Raw genomic sequence first — 17,839 nt, 5'->3', positions numbered from 1 at the left:
CCCAGCGAGCTGGGCAATACAATCGCCGTCGGCCACGGCCGACCCCCGGTTTGTTGTCTCGACAACGACAAACTAACCGGGTCGGCCGTGTGCCTCTTCCCTCAGTTGGGAGATGAACCAAAAAAAATCCCGGGCCATTCACATTTGTGCCCGAAAACAGGTTATGGTGCGCCCACTGTTTCAAGCGGGATCACGGTACATCGTGACCCGATGCGGTAGATCCGAGTGATCCGCTACATCGTGTGCGTTACCCCTTGCTCGACAGTCGCGACTTGTACCCGGTTCCCCCGGCGGGTCGTGTCACCATTTCAAACTGTTCTAGGAGTAATACAACATGTCGGATCGTCAGACTGGTACCGTCAAGTGGTTCAACGACGCGAAGGGCTTCGGCTTCATCACCCCGGAAAGCGGCCCGGACGTTTTCGTCCACTTCCGCTCGATCCAGGGCACCGGCTTCAAGTCGCTGCAGGAAGGCCAGAAGGTGACCTTCAAGGTCGTGCAGGGCCAGAAGGGCCTGCAGGCCGATGAAGTGCAGGCCTCGTAAGAGACCCGCGCATCGCGCTGAAAAAACCCGGCTTCGGCCGGGTTTTTTTTATGCGCGTCGTTCTCTGCATCGAAACGACTGCATCCACCCGACCGGTGATCAGGCATCATGGCGGTCGTCCGGTCCCATCCCCCGATTCGTCCAGACCGCCCATGATTCGCCGTACCCCGACCTTCGTCCTCGCCCCCGCATTCGCCCTTGTCCTGCTGTCCGGCTGTGGCCGCGAAGGCGGTTCGCCTGCGCCCGCCGTGGCTGGTCCCGAGGCGATGCAACCAGGCACCGTGGCCGCCCCGGTTGCGCTGCAGGACGTGATCGAGACCAAGCCGGACTACATCGTCGGCATCAGCTATCCGCAGGGGATCGGCAAGCACCCGATGCTCGCGCAGGCCTTGCAGGCCTACGCCGAGTCCGCCCGCGCCGACTTGATGCAGGCGGTGGCGGGACTGAAGGGCAGCAAGCCCACTGCTCCGTATGACCTCAGCCTGCAGTTCACCGGCCTGGTGGACACGCCGCGGATCGTCGCGGCCGCGGCCGACGGCAGCAGCTATACCGGTGGTGCGCACGGCAACCCGCTTGTGCAGCGCTTCGTCTGGCTGCCCCAGCGCAACGAGATGCTCGGCTCGCAGCAACTGATCGTCGATGCGTCGGGTTGGAAAACCGTGTCCGACTATTGCCGCGAACAACTGATGACCGCGCTGTCGCAGCAACTGGACGAGGATGCGCTGGAGGGCGACGAGCGCGCCCAGGCGCTGCGCAGCGGCAGCAGGATGATCGACGACGGCACCGCGCCGGCCGCCGCGAACTTCACCCGCTTCGAGCCGGTGATGAACGCCGATGGCAGCATCCGTGCCCTGCGCTTCGTGTTCCCGCCGGCGCAGGTGGGACCGTATTCGGACGGCACGCGCACCGTGGACGTGCCGGCGCAGGTCCTGGTGCCGCTGGTGGCGCCCGACTACAAGCCGCTGTTCCGCGCCGGCTGATCGTTCTCATCCGCTGAGACCGCATCTGCGCACGCTGCGCGGGTGAACGCGCAGATCCGCTTCGATTTCAGCCCGACGGCTCGCACCGTGCGTGGCAGCCATGCCGATGCGGCGGATAATCCGGGCATGCACGTGCGACCTCCCGCTGCCTCGGTGCTCGACGGCTTCCACCCGGCCGTCGCCGACTGGTTCGCGCGCCGCTTTCCCGCGCCCACCGAGGCCCAGCAGCAGGCTTGGCCGGCGATCGCGTCGGGCCACGACACCCTCGTCGCCGCGCCGACCGGTTCCGGCAAGACGCTCACCGCGTTCCTTGCCGCGATCGACGCGCTGGTCCGTGAAGGGCTGGCGCACGGACTGCCGGACGCCACCCTGGTGCTGTACGTGTCGCCATTGAAGGCGCTGTCGAACGACATCCATCTGAACCTCGACGCGCCGTTGGCCGGCATCCGCGAGGAACTGGCCGCGCAGGCATTGCCCGATATCGACATCCGCACCGCGGTGCGCACCGGCGATACCCCGCAGTCCGAGCGTGCGGCCTTGCGCAAGCGGCCACCGCACATCCTGGTGACCACGCCCGAATCGCTTTACGTGCTGTTGGGCTCCGAGTCGGGCCGCACGATGTTGGGCGGCGTGCGCACGGTGATCGTCGACGAAATCCATGCCCTGCTGCCAGGCAAGCGTGGCAGCCATCTCTCGCTCTCGCTGGAACGCCTGGATGCATTGGTCGGCCAGCGAGCGACGCGCGTCGGGCTCTCTGCCACGCAGAAGCCGATCGTGGACGCGGCGCGATTCCTGGTCGGCAGCGCCTGCGTGGATGCGGACGGCCAGCCCGATTGCCGCATCGTCGACGTCGGCCACGACAAGCCGCGCGACCTTGCGCTCGAACTGCCGCTGTCGCCCTTGAGCGCGGTCGCCAGCGGCGAGCAGTGGGAGCAGGTGCACGATCGCCTGCAGGCGCTGGCCGGGGAACATCGCACGACGCTCGTCTTCGTCAACACGCGGCGGATGGCGGAGCGTGCGGCGCGCCACCTGAGTGAGCGACTCGGCAAGGAGCACGTGGCCGCGCACCACGGCTCGTTGTCGAAGGAACTGCGGCTGGACGCCGAGCAACGCCTGAAGCGCGGCGAGTTGAAGGTGCTGGTGGCCACCGCGTCGCTGGAACTCGGCATCGACATCGGCGACGTCGACCTGGTCTGCCAGCTCGGCAGCCCGCGCAGCATGGCGGCGTTCCTGCAGCGCGTGGGTCGCGCCAGCCACCATGTCGGCGGCGTCCCGAAGGGACGGCTGTTCGCGACCACGCGCGACGACCTGATGGAATGCACGGCGCTGCTGGACGGCGTGCGTCGTGGCGAGCTGGACCGCATGCCGATGCCGGAAGCGCCGCTGGACGTGCTGGCGCAGGTGATCGTGGCGGAGGTGGCCAGCCGCGACTGGGACGAAGACGCGCTGTTCGCGATGCTTCAGCGCGCCTGGCCGTATCGCGCACTCACCCGCGAGGCATTCGACGGCGTGCTGAAGATGCTGGCCGAAGGCTATGCCAGCCGCTTTGGCACCCGCGGTGCGTGGGTCCATCGCGATGGCGTCAACCGGCAATTGCGTGCACGTCGTGGCGCGCGCCAGGTGGCGATCCAGAGTGGCGGCACGATTCCCGATGTCGGGGATTATTCGGTGCTGCTGGAGCCGGAAAGCGTGGGCATCGGCACGGTCAACGAAGACTTCGCGATCGAGAGCCTGGCCGGCGACATCTTCCAGTTGGGCAATGCGAGTTACCGGATCCTGCGCATCGAGCCCGGCCGCTTGCGGGTGGAGGACGCGCAGGGTGCACCGCCGTCGATCCCGTTCTGGCTGGGCGAAGCGCCGGGCCGCACGGATGCGCTCTCGCACGCCGTCTCGCGGTTACGCGAGGAACTGCAGGCGAAGCTGGCGGAAGGCGAGGGCATCGCACAACGCTGGCTGGTGGACGAGGTCGGGCTTTCGGCGGAAGGCGCGCGCCAGCTGCTCGAGTACTGCGCGTCGCAGGTCGCCGGCTTCGGCCTGCTGCCGACGCAGCGGCAGTTGGCGATGGAACGCTTCTTCGACGAGGCCGGCTCCACCCACCTGGTGATCCACGCACCGTTCGGAAGCCGCATCAACAAGGCGTGGGGCCTTGCCCTGCGCAAGCGCTTCTGCCGCAGCTTCAACTTCGAATTGCAGGCGGCGGCGACCGAGAACGCGATCGTGCTGTCGCTGTCGACCAGCCACAGTTTCCCGTTGCTCGACGTGGCGTCGTTCCTGCATTCGAATACCGCCCGCGACATCCTCGTCCAGGCGCTGCTCGACGCGCCGCTGTTCCCGACGCGTTTCCGCTGGAACGCGAGCACCGCCTTGGCATTGCCGCGTTTCAGCGGCGGCAAGAAAGTCGCGCCGCAACTGCAGCGAATGAAGTCCGAAGACCTGATGGCGACGGTGTTCCCGGACCAAGTGGCCTGCCTGGAGAACATCGTCGGCGACCGCCAGGTGCCCGATCATCCGCTGGTGCAGCAGTCACTCACCGATTGCCTGTGCGAGGCGATGGATGCCGAGGGCTGGCTGGAGGTGCTGCGCGGACTGGAAAGCGGCCGCATCGACATCGTCGCCCGCGACCTCACCGCGCCGAGTCCGTTTGCCGCGGAGGCGCTGAATGCCGCGCCATATGCTTTCCTCGATGATGCGCCGCTCGAGGAACGCCGCACGCAGGCGGTGCAGTCGCGGCGGTTCGGCGATGCAGGCGCGGTGCGCGACCTCGGCCTGCTGGATGCCGGCGCGATCGCCGGCGTGCGTGAGGACGCCTGGCCCGATGTGCGCAACGCCGACGAGATGCACGAGGCGCTGGTGCAGCTCGGTGCGATCGCTGCCGCCGAAGCCGTCTCGTCGCATTGGACGCCGCTGCTCACGCTGCTGGCCGCGGGCCGTCGCGCGACCTGCGTGCAGGTTGGTGGCGGCTTGTGGACGGCGGTCGAACGGCTTCCGCAGTTGCAGGTGCTGCATCCGGATGCACCGCTCGCCCCGCCGCTGGAACTCACGCATGGCGCGGAGGTTCCGGCGACGCGCGAGGACGCCCTGCGCGAACTGGTGCGCGGCCGCTTGAGCGCAAGCGGGCCGACACGTGCACTCGATCTCGCGGCCGTGCTGCAGGTGCCGGCCAGCGACATCGAATGCGCGCTCGCCGCACTCGAAGTGGAAGGCACCGCGATGCGCGGCAGCTTCGATCCCGCGCTGGTCGGCGAACAGTGGTGCGAGCGCCACCTGCTGGCGCGTATCCATCGCAACACGCTGGGCCGGTTGCGGCGCGAGATCGAACCGGTCTCTCTGGCCGATGCGATGCGTTTCCTCTGCGACTGGCAGCACCTGTCGGCGCGCAGCCGATTGCGCGGGCCGGATGCACTGGCCAGCGTCCTTGCGCAACTGGAAGGCTGGGAGTGCGCGGCCAGCAGTTGGGAAGCGGAGGTCTTGCCCGCAAGGCTGGCCGATTACGGGATCGACTGGCTGGATGCGCAGTGCAGCGCCGGCCGCATCGCATGGGCGCGGCTGCGCATGCAGGCCGGTGCCGATACCGGCAAGGGCGGTCGCGCGCCGGTGCGGGCCACGCCGCTGGTGCTGGTGCCGCGACGCGAATTGCCGCGCTGGGCCGCGATCGCCGGCACCACGGCGAACAGCGACGGGATCTCCTCGCGCGCACGGTTGGTGGTCGAGGCGTTGCGTTCGCATGGCGCATCCTTCTTCGACGAGTTGCTGGATGTCTGCCGCCTGCTGCACGTCGAACTGGAAGAGGCGCTGGCCGAACTGGTGGCGCGCGGCATCGCCCATTGCGACAGCTATGCCGGCCTGCGTGCGTTGCTGCTGCCGCAGGGCAAGCGGCCGAATCCCGGCAGCCGGCGGATGCGCCGCGGTGCGATTTCGGGAATCCGCGATGCCGGGCGCTGGAGCCTTGCGCGCAGCGCGGCCGGTCCGCCTGATGCGGATGCCATCGAGTACGTGGCGCAGGTGCTGTTGCGCCGCTACGGCGTGGTGGCATGGCGCCTGCTGGAACGCGAAGCCGCCTGGCTGCCGCCGTGGCGGGAACTGGCGCGGGTGTACCGGCGCATGGAAGCACGCGGCGAACTCCGCGGTGGGCGCTTCGTGGCCGGTATCGCCGGCGAGCAGTTCGCCTTGCCGGAAGCGGTGGCGGGCCTGCGCGAAACCCGCAGCCGGCCCAAGGATGGCGAACTCATCATGATTGCCGCCAGCGATCCGTTGAATCTGGTTGGCACGCTGCTTCCGGGCGAGAAGCTGCCGCGCCAGTCGGGTGCGCGACTGCTCCTGTGCGACGGCGTGCCCGTGGCCCGCAAGATCGGCAACACGGTCGAGATGCTGGTAGCGCTTTCGCCGTCCGATGCGGATGCGGCACGCCAGCGATTGCTGCGCGATCCGCGCCTGTTGTCGCACGCGCAGGTCGCGATGCAGGCGTCGGTCGAGGGCTGAGCTCAACGCGCGCCGAGGCTCACCAGCGCGCTGCCATTGCAGAGCACGGCCACATCGCCACGGCCAAGCCGCAGCGGATGGCCACCGGTGAAGGCCGAAAACGCCGGCAATATCGTGCAGCCCGGCTGCAACCAGAACGCCTGCGTGCGTGGCTGCCCGGGCAGTTTCAGCACCGGATGCAGATGCCCGCACAGCACATGGCCACGCGGGTCGAACGCCGGTGCATGCCGCAGCACGAACGGACCGTCGCGCACCGCATCGCCAAGAAGTTCGATGTCCAGTCCGGCGTGGTGCAGGGCGCGATCGTGGTTGCCGTCGACGACGGCGATCGACAGGCGCGGATGTCGCTCTCGAAACGCGTCCCAAGCGGTGCGCCACGACGACAGGTCGGTGCGCCCGTGCAGCATGTCGCCGAGTATCCACACCGAATCGGCCTCGGCGGCATCGACCAGCGCGGCGATGCGGCTGAGGTCCAGTGCGGTACCGCCACGCGGCAAGGCAATGCCGGCGGCACGGAAGGTGTCTGCCTTGCCCAGGTGCAGGTCGGCGATGAACAGGCGTCGCCGCGCTGGCCAATGCAGCGCGCGATCGGCGAGCAAGCGAACCGGTTCGCCGGCAAGGACGATGTCCATCGACTCAGGCATGCGTGCGTTCCAGCGCGTCCGCGGCGCGCCGCATCCGCGTGCTCCAGTCCTCGGTGCTCAGGCTGCCGCGCATCGCCTCGGCCCACAGTGGGAATGACAGTGGTGTGAGCGAGGCGGGTTGCTGCAGCGACAACGTGCGCCGCGTGCAATCGGCCAGCGTGGCGCGCAGCGTCTGCACGTCCAATTGCGCTTCGAAGACCTCGCGGCGCGCCTGCTCCAGCAGCAAATGGTCGGTATCGAAGCGCGACAGCACGTCGAACAGCAGGCCACTCGAGGCCTGCAACTGGCGCATCGAGCGCGGCGCGCGGCCGGGCAGGGCAGGCGACAGCAGGCCCGACACCCGCGCGATGTCGCGGAACTGGCGGCGCGCCAGTTCCGCCAGGTTGAGGCTGGACTGCAGGTCGTCGAAGAGGTCGCCTTCTTCCAGCAGCGCGCGCAACGCATCGGCGTCCAGCACATGGCGGGCCTGCGCGGTGATAGCCAGTCCGTAGTCGTTCACCGCGAACGCGAAGGTGTTCGGGTGCAGGCGACCCCAGCGCAGCGCGAGCAACGCGGCCAGGCCTTCGTGCACGGCGCGACCGGCGAAGGGATACAGGAACAGGTGCCAACCCTCGCGCGTGGCCAGTTGTTCGACCAGCAAGGTGTCGGGTGTCGGCAGTGCGGACAGCCGCGCCTGGGTATCCAGCATCGGCGCGACGGCGCGCAGTTCGGGCGTATCGCGCGGGCCCGCCAACGTGGCCTGCACCGCGTCGGCCAGCATGCTCGACAGCGGCATGCGGCTGCCCTGCCAGCGCGGCACGATGCCGTCATTGCGCTTGGCCAGGCGCACGTAGGCGGTCATGTCCTTCAGCTGGATGAGATCCAGGGTCTTGCCGGCGAACTGGAAGCGGTCGCGCGGACGCAGGCGACCGATGAAGCTTTCCTCGACCGAACCGAGGCGCCCGCCCTTGGCGAACTGCACGGACACGTGGCCGTCGCTGGTGATGGTGCCGATCGACAGCCGGTGCCGGAATGCGAGCTTGCGATCGACGACGCGATACGTGCCTTCTTCGTCGCGGACCACGCGGTGGTAGTCGGGGTAGTGCACCAGCGCCTTGCCGCCCTGCACGATGAAGTCGAGCACGGCCTGCCAGGTGGCGGCATCGAGGTCGGCGAAGGCATGCGTGCCGCGGACTTCCGCGAACAACGCATCGGCGTCGAAGCCACCCCCGAGCGCCAGGGTCACGCAATGCTGCGCCAGGACATCCAGCGACAGGCGTGGCGGCACTCGCGCCTCGACCTTGCCGGCGTTGAGCGACTTGCGCGCGGCGGCGTACTCGACCAGTTCCAGCGCGTGGGTCGGCACGCACAGGATGTGGCCGACTTCGCCGGGACGATGACGCGCGCGCCCGGCGCGTTGCAGCAGTCGCGCCATGCCCTTCGGGCTGCCGATCTGGATGACCTGGTCCACCGCCGGGAAGTCGACGCCCAGGTCCAGGCTGGAGGTCGCGACCACGCAACGCACGCTGCCATCGCGCAATCCCTGTTCGGCGGCATGCCGGAGTTTCGGGTCGATGGAGCCGTGATGCAGTGCCAGCATGCCGGGGTCGTCCAGCCACACCGACTGCAAGGCCTTGTGCCACAGCTCCGCCTGCGAGCGCGTGTTGGCGAACAGCAACGTGCTGCGCACACCCTGCAGGCGCGCGACCACGCGTTGCAATTGCGACAGGCCCAGGTGGCCCGCCCACGCGAAACGCTCGTGGGCCTCCGGCAGCAGCGTTTCCAGCGTCAGCGAACGCGGCTTGGCGGCGTCGATGATCGGTGCATCGGGCGCGTGCGGCAGCAGGGCGTCGCGTGCTTGCTCGAGGTTGCCGAGTGTCGCCGACAGTCCCCATGTGCGCAGCGTCGGCGACAACGCCCGCAAGCGCGCCAGGCAGAGTTGCAGCAACACGCCGCGCTTGCTGCCCAGCAGTTCGTGCCACTCGTCGACGACGACGGCGCGCAGTCCGCGCAATTGTTCGGCGGTTTCCGCATACGACAGCAGCAGGGCGAGCGATTCGGGCGTGATGACGAGTACATCGGACTGGCCGTTGCGCGACAGTCGCTTGTCTCGCGCATTGGCGTCGCCGGTGCGCATCGCCACGGTCCACGGCAGGCCGAGCGCTTCGATCGGCGCGCGCAGCGCACGCGTGGTGTCGTTTGCCAGTGCGCGCAACGGGCTGATCCAGAGCACGCGGGTACGCGCGGGAACCAGTTCGCCACGCTTGCGCTTGGGTGCAGGCGGATCGCGCAAGGCCTGCAACAGCGGTCCCCCGAACGCAGCCAGGGTCTTGCCGCTGCCGGTCGGCGTCACCAGCAGGCCGTCGCGCCCGGCCAGGTAGTGCTTCCAGGCGGCGCGCTGGAACGGCGCGGGTGTCCAGCCCTGGTGGGCGAACCAGGCCGCCAACGGTGCGTCGAACGTGGTGCGTGGCCGGGTCGTCGCCTTCATCGCGCAAGCGCCTGCAACGTTTCGAGGCGGTCGGCTTCCTGCATCGGCTTGTCGTGGCGCCAGCGCAGGATGCGCGGGAAGCGGACTGCGATGCCGGATTTGTGCCGGCTGGAACGATTCACGGCCTCGAAGCCAAGCTCGAATACATGCTGCGGCGTCACTGCGCGCACCGGACCGAAGCGCTCGGTGGTGTGGCCGCGGATCCAGGTGTCGAGTTTCAGGATTTCCTTGTCGTCCAGCCCCGAGTAGGCCTTGGCGACCGGCACCAGCGCCTCGCCATCCCAGACGGCGAAGGTGTAGTCGGTATACAGCGTGCTGCGGCGACCGTGCCCGGCCTGCGCGTAGATCAACACCGCATCGATGGTCAGTGGGTCGATCTTCCACTTCCACCAGTCGCCACGCTTGCGTCCGTGCTGGTACGGCGCGGCCAGGCGCTTGAGCATCAGGCCTTCGACACCGCGTGCGCGGCTGCCTTCGCGCAACGCTGCGGCCTCGTCCCATGACGCGGCCTCAATGCGCGGTGAGATCACGATCCGCGGATCGCCGTGCGTCGCGAGCAATTCTTCCAGCAACGCCCGTCGCTCGGACAAGGGACGCGCGCGCAGGTCCTCGCCATCGAGTTCCAGCAGGTCGTAGGCGAGCACGCGCACCGGCGTGTCGGCCAGTGTCTTCGCACCGGGCTTGCGACGCTGGATGCGGGTCTGCAAGGCGGTGAACGGCATCGGCTGGTCGCCGTCGCGCCAGGCGAGCAGTTCGCCATCGATGACCGAATGGCGCGGCAGTGTGGCGAGGGCGGCTTCGATTTCCGGGAAGCGACCATCCAGGCGTTCCTCGCCGCGCGACCACAGGGCGATGTCGCCACCGCGGCGGATCAGTTGCAGGCGGATGCCGTCCCACTTCCATTCCAGCAACCAATCCTCGATTGCACCGAGCGATGCCGCGCCGGCTTCCAGCGGCGAGGCCAGGAAGAACGGATAGGGCGATGCCGCATCGCCCGGTTGCGCCTCGCGCGAGGTCAGGCGTTGCAGGAAGTCCGGCGTGGGCGACCACGCGCCGAGCATGCGTTGCGCGATCAGCGCGATGTCGACGCCCGATGCTTCCGCAAGTGCCTGCTGCACGAGTCCACGCGACACGCCGACGCGCAATGCACCGGTCAGCAATTTGTTGAAGACGAAGCGCTGCGCGAACGGCAGCGTGCGCCAGGCATCGACGACCATTGCGCGGCGGATCGACGGATCGGCATTGGCCACCGGCGCGATACGTTGTTCGATCCACGCGTGGAGGGGGGCGTCGTCGGCCGTTTCGAGCGGATCATCGAGCAGCAGCGCCAACGTTTCCGCGAGGTCGCCGACCGCGTCGTAGCTCTCGTCCACCAGCCAGGCGGGCGTGCCGCTTTCCTCCGCGACCCAGGCGCGCAACTCCGCGCTGCCCGCGATCCGCGCCTTGGCGCCGCCGATTTTTTCGCCGGCCAGCAACCACAAGGCCCACGCGACATCTTCGGGTGGCGCATCGCGGAAGTAGTCCACCAACGCGGCGCGCTTGTCGGAGGTCGCGGTACTGCGATCCAGCCGGGTGAACAGGTCGGTGAAGCGGCGCATCAGTCTTCGCCGCCGAAGTCGGTGCGGAACACGCCGGTGTCGATGCCGTCTTCGTTGAGCGCCCGTACCAGCGCGTCGGCCGCGCCATGGGTCGCGATGATGCGACGCGCGCCGGTCTGTCGTACGGTCTGCAGCAGCGCCGGCCAGTCGGCATGGTCGGAGACCACGAAACCGCGGTCGTAGTTGCGCCGGCGGCGGTTGCCGCGGATCCGCATCCAGCCCGAGGCGAAGCCCTGCTGCGCATTGCGGAAGCGGCGGATCCAGCTGCTGCCGGCGGCCGAGGGCGGGGCCAGCACCAGTTCGCCGGCGAAGTCGCTGCCGCGCGGTTCGTCGGCGATGCGGCGTGTCTCCAGCATCGGGATGCCGGCCTCGCGGTAGATCGCGGTGCCGGTGTCGATGGCGCCGTGCAGGAAGGCGGGGCGATCGGTGTGCGCCGCGAGTTCCGCCAGCAGGCGCTGCGATTTGCCCAGCGCGTAGCAATACAGGATCGCGGTTTCGCCACGCGCCGCGCATTCGTCGCGCCAGGCGACGATGTCGCGCGCGACGTCACCGGTGTCGGGCCAGCGGTAGATCGGCAGGCCGAAGGTCGCCTCGGTGATGAAGACGTCGCAGGGCACGACCTCGAAGGGCGCGCAGGTGGGATCGTGCTGGCGCTTGTAGTCGCCCGACGCGACCCAGACCTCGCCATCGACCTCGATCCGGACCTGTGCGCTGCCCAGCACATGGCCCGCCGAATGCAACGAGACGCGTGCATCGCCGAGCGTGAAAACCTCGCCGTAGTCGTGCGGGTGATAGACCTGTTCACCCAGCCGCCACTGCAGGATCGGCAGGCCCGGCGCGGCGGCGTGGTATTCGCCCATGCCGATGCGCGCATGGTCGCTGTGGCCATGGGTAATGACGGCGCGCGTGACGGGTCGCCACGGATCGATATGGAAATCGCCCGCCGGGCAATACAGGCCTTCGGGGCGCAGGACGACGAGATCTGGCATCGGGCAAGGATGGGGGCGGGCGTGTGCAGGCCAAGCGATGAATGATTCAGCTTGCTGACCGCCCATCGCAGGGATTGCGACCAGATTCCTGCAGACTTTGGCCGTGGAAACCATCAAGAAACTGGCGATCCTGGCCGACGCCGCCAAGTACGACGCCTCCTGCGCGTCCAGCGGCGCGAACAAGCGCAATTCCAGCAAGACCGGCGGGATCGGCAGCACCGAGGGCATGGGCATCTGCCACAGCTACACGCCGGATGGGCGATGCGTGTCGCTGCTGAAAATCCTGCTCACGAACTTCTGCGTGTTCGACTGCGCCTACTGCGTCAACCGGGTGTCCAGCAACGTGCCGCGCGCGCGTTTCGCGACGGACGAAGTGGTGCGCCTGACCCTCGATTTCTACAAGCGCAACTACATCGAAGGCCTGTTCCTCTCCAGCGGCATCATCCGCAGCGGCGACTACACGATGGAGCAACTGGTCGAGGTGGCGCGGTGCCTGCGCGAGGACCATCGCTTCGCCGGCTACATCCACCTCAAGACTATCCCGGATGCGTCGCCGGAATTGCTTGCCGCGGCAGGCCGTTACGCGGATCGCCTCTCGATCAACGTCGAGTTGCCGACCGAGGGCGGCTTGAAGCAGTTCGCACCGGAAAAATCCCAGGCCGGCATCCGCGGCGCGATGGGGCAGCTGCGCTGGCGCATCGAGGAAGCGAAGGAGGCGCGCAAGCCGGCCAATGCCGGTATCGCCACGCCCACGCGCAAGGCGCGCCCGCCGCGCTACGCACCGGCCGGGCAGAGCACGCAGATGATCGTGGGGGCGGATGGGGCGAACGATCGCGATGTCCTGATCGCGTCGGATCGCCTGTACGGCGATTACCGCATGCGCCGCGTGTACTACTCGGCCTTCAGTCCGATCCCGGATGCGTCGAAGGCGTTGCCGGTCATCGCGCCGCCACTGCAGCGCGAGCATCGCCTGTACCAGGCCGACTGGCTGCTGCGCTTCTACGACTTCAAGGTGGAAGAGATCGCGCCGCCGTCCGCCAGCGGGATGCTCGACCTCGACATCGATCCCAAGCTGGCCTGGGCGCTACGCCACCCGCAAGCGTTCCCGGTCGACCTCAATACCGCACCGAAGGAAGCGTTGCTGCGCGTGCCCGGGCTCGGCGTGCGCAACGTCAAGCGCGTGCTGATGGCGCGCCGGCACACGCGGTTGCGGCTTGCCGATATCGCCCGCCTGCGCGCACCGATGAGCAAGCTGATGCCGTTCATCGCGACCAGCGACCACCACCCGCGGCAACGGCTGGACGATCCCGTGGCGCTGCGTGCGCAGCTGGCGCCGAAGCCGCGCCAGGCCGACCTGTTCGGATGAGCGTGTCGGCATGAGTTGGCTTCGATGAGCATGTGGTCGGCGGTGTTGGCGCTGTCCTGGTCGGTCGAGTCGTTCCGCGAGGCCGCGCGTGCCGCGTTGCGCGCCGGCATCGCACCCGAATGCATCGAGTGGCTTGCCGATGGCCAGGGCGGTCTGTTGGCGCTGCCCGACGTGCGCGATGCGCCTGTGTTGCACCCGTCGCCGCGGGTGCCGCGTGCGTTCCTGGGCATCGCCGAAACCGTGCTCTGCCATCGCGACCCGCAACGGCATGCCTTGCTGTATCGCCTGCTGTGGCGCATCGCCCACGGCGAGCCGCATGTGCTGGCGACGCCGACCGATGCCGATATGCGGCGGGCGATGCAACTGGCGCAGGAGGTCCGCCGCGACGCGCACAAGATGAAGGCCTTCGTGCGCTTCCGCGAGGTACCGGGCGACCACGACAATTTCATTGCGTGGTTCGAGCCGTCCCACCACATCCTGCAACGCGTCGCGCCGTTCTTCGCGCGCCGCTTCGCCGGCATGCGCTGGGCGATCCTCACGCCCGAGGCCAGCGCGATCTGGGACGGCGAGGCCTTGAGTTTCGGACCCGGTGGCACGCCCGCCGATGCGCCCGATTTCGATGCCGGCGAAGAGCTCTGGCGCACCTACTACGCGCACATCTTCAATCCGGCGCGACTCAATCCGCGGATGATGACCCAGGAGATGCCGCAGCGTTACTGGAAGCACCTGCCCGAGGCGCACCTGCTGCCGTCGCTGATCCAGGGTGCCGGCATGCGCGTGCGCGAGATGGCGGAACGCGAACACGCCGCGCCGAAGCGGCGCATTCCCGCACCGCCATTGGTTCTGCCGAGCGAGGACATCCGCCGCGAGGAATCGTTGGCCGCGCTGCGCAACGCCGCGCAAGGCTGCCGCGCCTGCCCGCTTTGGGAGCCGGCGACGCAGACCGTGTTCGGCGAAGGCCCGGAGGACGCACGCGTGCTTTTGCTGGGCGAACAACCGGGCGACATGGAGGATCTGTCCGGCCGGCCATTCGTGGGACCCGCCGGCAAGTTGCTGGATCGCGCGCTGGCAGATCTCGGCATCGATCGCGCGCAGCTGTACCTGACCAATGCGGTGAAGCATTTCCGCTTCGAGCGGCGCGGCAAGTTCCGCCTGCATCGCAACCCGGAGCCGTCGCACGTGCAGGCGTGCCGCAGTTGGCTGGCCGGCGAAATCGAACGCGTGCGCCCGCAGGTCATCGTCTGCCTGGGCGGCACCGCCGCACTGGCGGTGTTCGGCAACGGGTTCCGGCTGATGGAGCAGCGCGGCACCTGGCAGACCTTGCACGATGGCACCCGCGCGTTCGCGACCGTGCATCCGGCGTGGATCCTGCGGCAGCCGGCGGATCGGCAGCAGGAGGCGTATGCGAACTGGCTTGATGACTTGCGCCTGCTGCTCACGCTGCCCGCAGGGAATGCGGCGATCCCGCATCGCTGACCGCACCAACGAAAACGCCGCCAAGCGGCGGCGTTTTCGCATCGCAAACGGCGTCTGTTACTTCGAGGTCAGGCCACGCTTCTCCAGCAGCGGCTCGATCTTCGCTTCGTAGCCGGCGAAGTTCGGGAACAGCTTGCCGGCTTCGATCTCGCCGCCAGGCGCCAGCACGAACTTGCGCAGGCGATCGCCGTTCTGCAGGGTCAGGCCGCCGTTCTTGCGGATCCATTGCTCGGTGTTCGCGCCCAGCACTTCCGACCAGATGTAGGCGTAATAGCCGGCCGCGTAGCCGCCCATGATGTGGCTGAAGTACGGTGTCTTGTAGCGTGGCGGCACCGGCGCGTAGTCGAAGCCGTCGGCCTTCAGCGCCTGCGCCTCGAATGCCATCACGCCGGATGCCGCCGGAATCCGGTCGGCCGGCAACTGGTGCCAGCGCTGGTCGAGCATCGCCGCTTCCAGGTACTCGGTGGTGGCGAAGCCCTGGTTGAACTTGGCGGCGGCGATCACCTTGTCCAGCAGCGCCTTCGGCATCGGCTTGCCGGTTTCGTAGTGCTTGGCGTAGTTGCCCAGCACGCTCGGCCAGTCGGCCCACATCTCGTTGACCTGCGACGGATACTCCACGAAGTCGCGCGGCACGTTCATCGAGTAATACGGGTAGCGCACGTCCTGGAAGAAGCCGTGCAGGGCGTGGCCGAACTCGTGGAAGGTGGTGGTGACCTCGTCCCAGGTCATCAGCGTGGGCTTGCCGGCCGAGGGCTTGGGGATGTTGAGGTGGTTGGCCACCACCGGCTTGTCGCCGGTCAGGGCGGACTGCGCCACGTAGGTGTTCATCCACGCGCCGCCGCGCTTGGAGGAGCGCGCGTACGGATCCCAGATGAAGATCGACAGCAGGCTGCCGTCCTTGTCGTAGACGTCGTAGATCCAGGTGTCCGGGTGGTACTTCGGCAGGTCGGTGCGCGGCTTGAAGGTGATGCCGTAGAGCTTGGTGGCGGCGAAGAACACGCCGTCCTCGAGCACGCGCTGCATCTCGAAATACGGCTTGAGCTGCGATTCGTCGAAGCTGTACTTCTGCGCGCGCACCTTCTCGCTGTAGTACGCCCAGTCCCACGGCGCCAGCTGGAACGAGGGCTGGCCCTTGGCCTTCTGGTCGGCGTCGATCATCGCCTGCAGGTCGGCGCCCTCGCGGCGTGCGTTCTTGACCGCGGCCGGCGCGAGCTGGCGCAGCAGGCGGTTGGCGTTGTCCTGGTTCGCCGCGGTCTCATCGGCCAGCACGTAGTTGGCGCTGGTGTCGTAGCCGAGCAGCGCCGCGCGTTCGGCGCGCAGCTTCAGCACCTGCGAGACGATCCCGGTGTTGTCCCACTGGTTGCCGCGGCTGCCGCGCGCCACCGAGGCCTTGTGCAGGCGTTCGCGCAGGGCGCGGTTCTCGAGCTGCGCCTCGGCCGGCTGGCCGGTGGTGTTGAGCAGGGCGATCACGTACTTGCCTTCCAGCTTGCGCGCCTTGGCGGCCTCCGCGGCGGCGGCGATCTGTTCCTCGCCCATGCCCTTCAGCTCGTCGCGGCTGTCGACCACGATGGCGGAATCGTTCACTTCGGCCAGCACGTTCTGGTTGAACTGCGTGCCCAGCTTGGAGAGGTCGGTATTGATCGCGCGGATGCGCGCCTTCTGCGCGTCGTTCAATGCAGCACCGCTGCGCACGAAATCGGTGTAACGGCGTTCCAGCAGGCGCAAGTCGATGGCATCCAGGCCGAGCGTGGCGCGGGCGTCGTGCAGCGCCTTGATCCGCGCGAACAGCTTCGGGTTGAGGGCGATGGCATCACGGTGCGCGGAGAACTTCGGCGCGTATTCGGATTCCAGCTTCTCGCGGGCGTCGTTCTTGTCGGTGCCGATCAGGTTGAAGAACACGTTGGTCGCGCGATCCAGCACCTGGCCGCTCTTTTCCATGGCGACGATGGTGTTCTGGAAGGTCGGCGCCTCCGGGTTGTTGGCGATGGCGTCCATCTCGCGCAGCTGTTCGGCCATGCCGGCATCGAAGGCCGGGGCGAAGTCGCTGTCCTTGATGCCGTCGAACTGCGGGTAGTGCAGGTCGAGGGTGCTCGGGGCGGCGAATGGACCGCTGTAGGCGGCGGTGGCGGGCATGGTGGCCTCCGAGGCAGTGGTCGCAGGCGTGGCGGTGGCGCAGCCGGCCAATGCGGTGGCGATCGCGAGCGCGAGCGCGCAGCTGATGGGATGCTTCATGGGATCCTCGACGGGCGTTGTGGCGACCGCAGAGCCTAGCGCAGCGGGCCGGGCAGGGCGCGTGACGAATGGCAGGGGCGTTGTCCGGGCTTGTCGGAATGTCCGTCGGCGGACGCATCGGGCGTTCACACCCGGTGTCAGGACTGCCAGAATCGCGACTCCCCCGACGACGATACGACCATGTCCACCACTGCCTACGATTTCGACGCCACTGCCCTGGATGGCAGCCCGCAACCGCTCTCGGACTGGCGTGGCAAGGTCCTGCTGATCGTCAACGTGGCCAGCAAGTGCGGCTTCACCCCGCAGTACGCCGGGCTGGAGAAGCTCTGGCGCGACTACGGCGACAAGGGCCTGGTGGTGCTGGGCTTCCCCAGCGACCAGTTCGGCCACCAGGAACCGGGCAATGCCGAGGAAATCCGCAATTTCTGTTCGCTGACCTATGACGTCAGCTTCCCGATGTTCGCCAAGATCGACGTCAACGGCACCCACGCGCATCCGCTGTGGACCTGGCTGAAGGACGAGAAGGGCGGCCTGCTCGGCTTCGACGGGATCAAGTGGAACTTCACCAAGTTCCTGGTCGGCCGCGATGGCAAGGTGATCAAGCGCTATGCGCCGACCGACAAGCCGGAATCGCTGGCGCGCGACATCGAGAAGGCGCTGGGATGACGTCGTCGTCGCCAGGCGATGCCTACCGGCTGACCTTCAAGCACCAGCCACCCTTGCTGCTGGCCTGGGTGTCCGGCGGCGAGGACACCCGGTTGGAAGTCACCTTCGACTACTGGATGCGGATCGCCGCCGAAGTGCGTGCCACCGGTGCCACCCAGCTGCTGGTGGTCGACGAGATGCAGGGCGAGGTCATGACCGATGACGACCTCGAGCGCTTCTTCACCGGCGTGCGTGGACAGGGGCTGGAGGGTGTGCGGATCGCCTATGTCGAGGGTCGTCCGGACCAGATGCAGCGCATCGAGTTCGTCGAGCAGATGGCGCTGGAGCGTGGCTACACGATCCGCATGTTCGGCAATGAGCGCGACGCGGTGTTCTGGCTGCGCCACGGCCTGCAGTAG

General features: G+C 68.0%; 12 protein-coding genes. 7 read left to right on the top strand and 5 right to left on the bottom strand.

Annotated features, from left to right (window positions below):
- Window positions 1-334 precede the first annotated feature (334 nt).
- The 3 genes from ACE3T8_RS07805 (at window position 335) to ACE3T8_RS07795 (ending at window position 6,003) form a co-directional block, all read left to right on the top strand.
- Window positions 335-544 (top strand): cold-shock protein, encoded by a 210-nt coding sequence (locus ACE3T8_RS07805; protein ID WP_374357576.1) that lies wholly within the window; start codon window positions 335-337, stop codon window positions 542-544.
- Window positions 545-696: 152 nt separating this feature from the next.
- A complete protein-coding gene (locus ACE3T8_RS07800; protein WP_374608215.1) occupies window positions 697-1,524 on the top strand; it encodes a PdaC/SigV domain-containing protein in 828 nt (275 codons plus the stop codon).
- Between the two features lie 126 nt (window positions 1,525-1,650).
- On the top strand, window positions 1,651-6,003 hold the full coding sequence (locus ACE3T8_RS07795) for a DEAD/DEAH box helicase (protein WP_374608223.1): 4,353 nt from the start codon (window positions 1,651-1,653) through the stop codon (window positions 6,001-6,003).
- 2 nt (window positions 6,004-6,005) lie between these two features.
- On the opposite strand, the gene pdeM is transcribed toward ACE3T8_RS07795, so the two are convergent.
- Genes pdeM through ACE3T8_RS07775 form a run of 4 tightly spaced genes read right to left on the bottom strand, consistent with a single transcriptional unit; the run spans window position 6,006 to window position 11,701 of the window.
- Window positions 6,006-6,647 (bottom strand): ligase-associated DNA damage response endonuclease PdeM, encoded by a 642-nt coding sequence (gene pdeM / locus ACE3T8_RS07790; protein WP_374608213.1) that lies wholly within the window; start codon window positions 6,645-6,647, stop codon window positions 6,006-6,008.
- Window positions 6,640-9,114 carry a ligase-associated DNA damage response DEXH box helicase gene (locus ACE3T8_RS07785; protein ID WP_374608212.1) on the bottom strand — a complete coding sequence of 825 codons (2,475 nt, stop codon included), beginning with the start codon at window positions 9,112-9,114 and terminating at the stop codon, window positions 6,640-6,642. The genes pdeM and ACE3T8_RS07785 overlap by 8 nt, the downstream gene beginning before the upstream one ends.
- The gene (locus ACE3T8_RS07780; RefSeq protein ID WP_374608210.1) at window positions 9,111-10,712 is read right to left on the bottom strand and encodes an ATP-dependent DNA ligase; all 1,602 of its coding nucleotides are present in this window, start codon (window positions 10,710-10,712) and stop codon (window positions 9,111-9,113) included. The genes ACE3T8_RS07785 and ACE3T8_RS07780 overlap by 4 nt, the downstream gene beginning before the upstream one ends.
- Window positions 10,712-11,701 carry a ligase-associated DNA damage response exonuclease gene (locus tag ACE3T8_RS07775; protein WP_374608209.1) on the bottom strand — a complete coding sequence of 330 codons (990 nt, stop codon included), beginning with the start codon at window positions 11,699-11,701 and terminating at the stop codon, window positions 10,712-10,714. The genes ACE3T8_RS07780 and ACE3T8_RS07775 overlap by 1 nt, the downstream gene beginning before the upstream one ends.
- 103 nt (window positions 11,702-11,804) lie before the next feature.
- On the opposite strand from ACE3T8_RS07775, the gene ACE3T8_RS07770 reads away from it, so the two are divergent.
- On the top strand, window positions 11,805-13,067 hold the full coding sequence (locus tag ACE3T8_RS07770; protein ID WP_374608207.1) for a putative DNA modification/repair radical SAM protein: 1,263 nt from the start codon (window positions 11,805-11,807) through the stop codon (window positions 13,065-13,067).
- A gap of 30 nt (window positions 13,068-13,097) precedes the next feature.
- On the top strand, window positions 13,098-14,543 hold the full coding sequence (locus ACE3T8_RS07765; RefSeq protein WP_374608222.1) for a UdgX family uracil-DNA binding protein: 1,446 nt from the start codon (window positions 13,098-13,100) through the stop codon (window positions 14,541-14,543).
- Window positions 14,544-14,600: 57 nt separating this feature from the next.
- Here the strand turns inward: ACE3T8_RS07765 and ACE3T8_RS07760 are convergent, their stop codons facing one another.
- Entirely contained in the window at window positions 14,601-16,775 is a 2,175-nt protein-coding gene (locus tag ACE3T8_RS07760) for a M3 family metallopeptidase (RefSeq protein WP_374608205.1), read from the bottom strand.
- A gap of 180 nt (window positions 16,776-16,955) precedes the next feature.
- Here ACE3T8_RS07760 and ACE3T8_RS07755 point away from each other — a divergent pair, with 180 nt between their 5' ends.
- Window positions 16,956-17,441 (top strand): glutathione peroxidase, encoded by a 486-nt coding sequence (locus ACE3T8_RS07755; RefSeq protein ID WP_374608203.1) that lies wholly within the window; start codon window positions 16,956-16,958, stop codon window positions 17,439-17,441.
- Window positions 17,438-17,839, top strand: a complete 402-nt coding sequence (locus ACE3T8_RS07750; RefSeq protein ID WP_374608201.1) for a hypothetical protein — start codon at window positions 17,438-17,440, stop codon at window positions 17,837-17,839. The genes ACE3T8_RS07755 and ACE3T8_RS07750 overlap by 4 nt, the downstream gene beginning before the upstream one ends.

Origin of the sequence: Thermomonas sp. (assembly GCF_041919455.1) — a bacterium.
Lineage (GTDB): Bacteria > Pseudomonadota > Gammaproteobacteria > Xanthomonadales > Xanthomonadaceae > Thermomonas.
The sequence above is the reverse complement of the archived record's forward strand: the minus strand, read 5'-3'. Positions and strand labels throughout refer to the sequence as shown.

Bases quoted from the DNA above. Each gene is read 5' to 3' on its own strand.
- ACE3T8_RS07805 (WP_374357576.1), top strand. From the start codon at position 335: ATGTCGGATCGTCAGACTGGTACCGTCAAGTGGTTCAACGACGCGAAG.
- ACE3T8_RS07800 (WP_374608215.1), top strand. From the start codon at position 697: ATGATTCGCCGTACCCCGACCTTCGTCCTCGCCCCCGCATTCGCCCTT.
- ACE3T8_RS07795 (WP_374608223.1), top strand. From the start codon at position 1,651: ATGCACGTGCGACCTCCCGCTGCCTCGGTGCTCGACGGCTTCCACCCG.
- pdeM (WP_374608213.1), bottom strand. From the start codon at position 6,647: ATGCCTGAGTCGATGGACATCGTCCTTGCCGGCGAACCGGTTCGCTTG.
- ACE3T8_RS07785 (WP_374608212.1), bottom strand. From the start codon at position 9,114: ATGAAGGCGACGACCCGGCCACGCACCACGTTCGACGCACCGTTGGCG.
- ACE3T8_RS07780 (WP_374608210.1), bottom strand. From the start codon at position 10,712: ATGCGCCGCTTCACCGACCTGTTCACCCGGCTGGATCGCAGTACCGCG.
- ACE3T8_RS07775 (WP_374608209.1), bottom strand. From the start codon at position 11,701: ATGCCAGATCTCGTCGTCCTGCGCCCCGAAGGCCTGTATTGCCCGGCG.
- ACE3T8_RS07765 (WP_374608222.1), top strand. From the start codon at position 13,098: ATGTGGTCGGCGGTGTTGGCGCTGTCCTGGTCGGTCGAGTCGTTCCGC.
- ACE3T8_RS07760 (WP_374608205.1), bottom strand. From the start codon at position 16,775: ATGAAGCATCCCATCAGCTGCGCGCTCGCGCTCGCGATCGCCACCGCA.
- ACE3T8_RS07755 (WP_374608203.1), top strand. From the start codon at position 16,956: ATGTCCACCACTGCCTACGATTTCGACGCCACTGCCCTGGATGGCAGC.
- ACE3T8_RS07750 (WP_374608201.1), top strand. From the start codon at position 17,438: ATGACGTCGTCGTCGCCAGGCGATGCCTACCGGCTGACCTTCAAGCAC.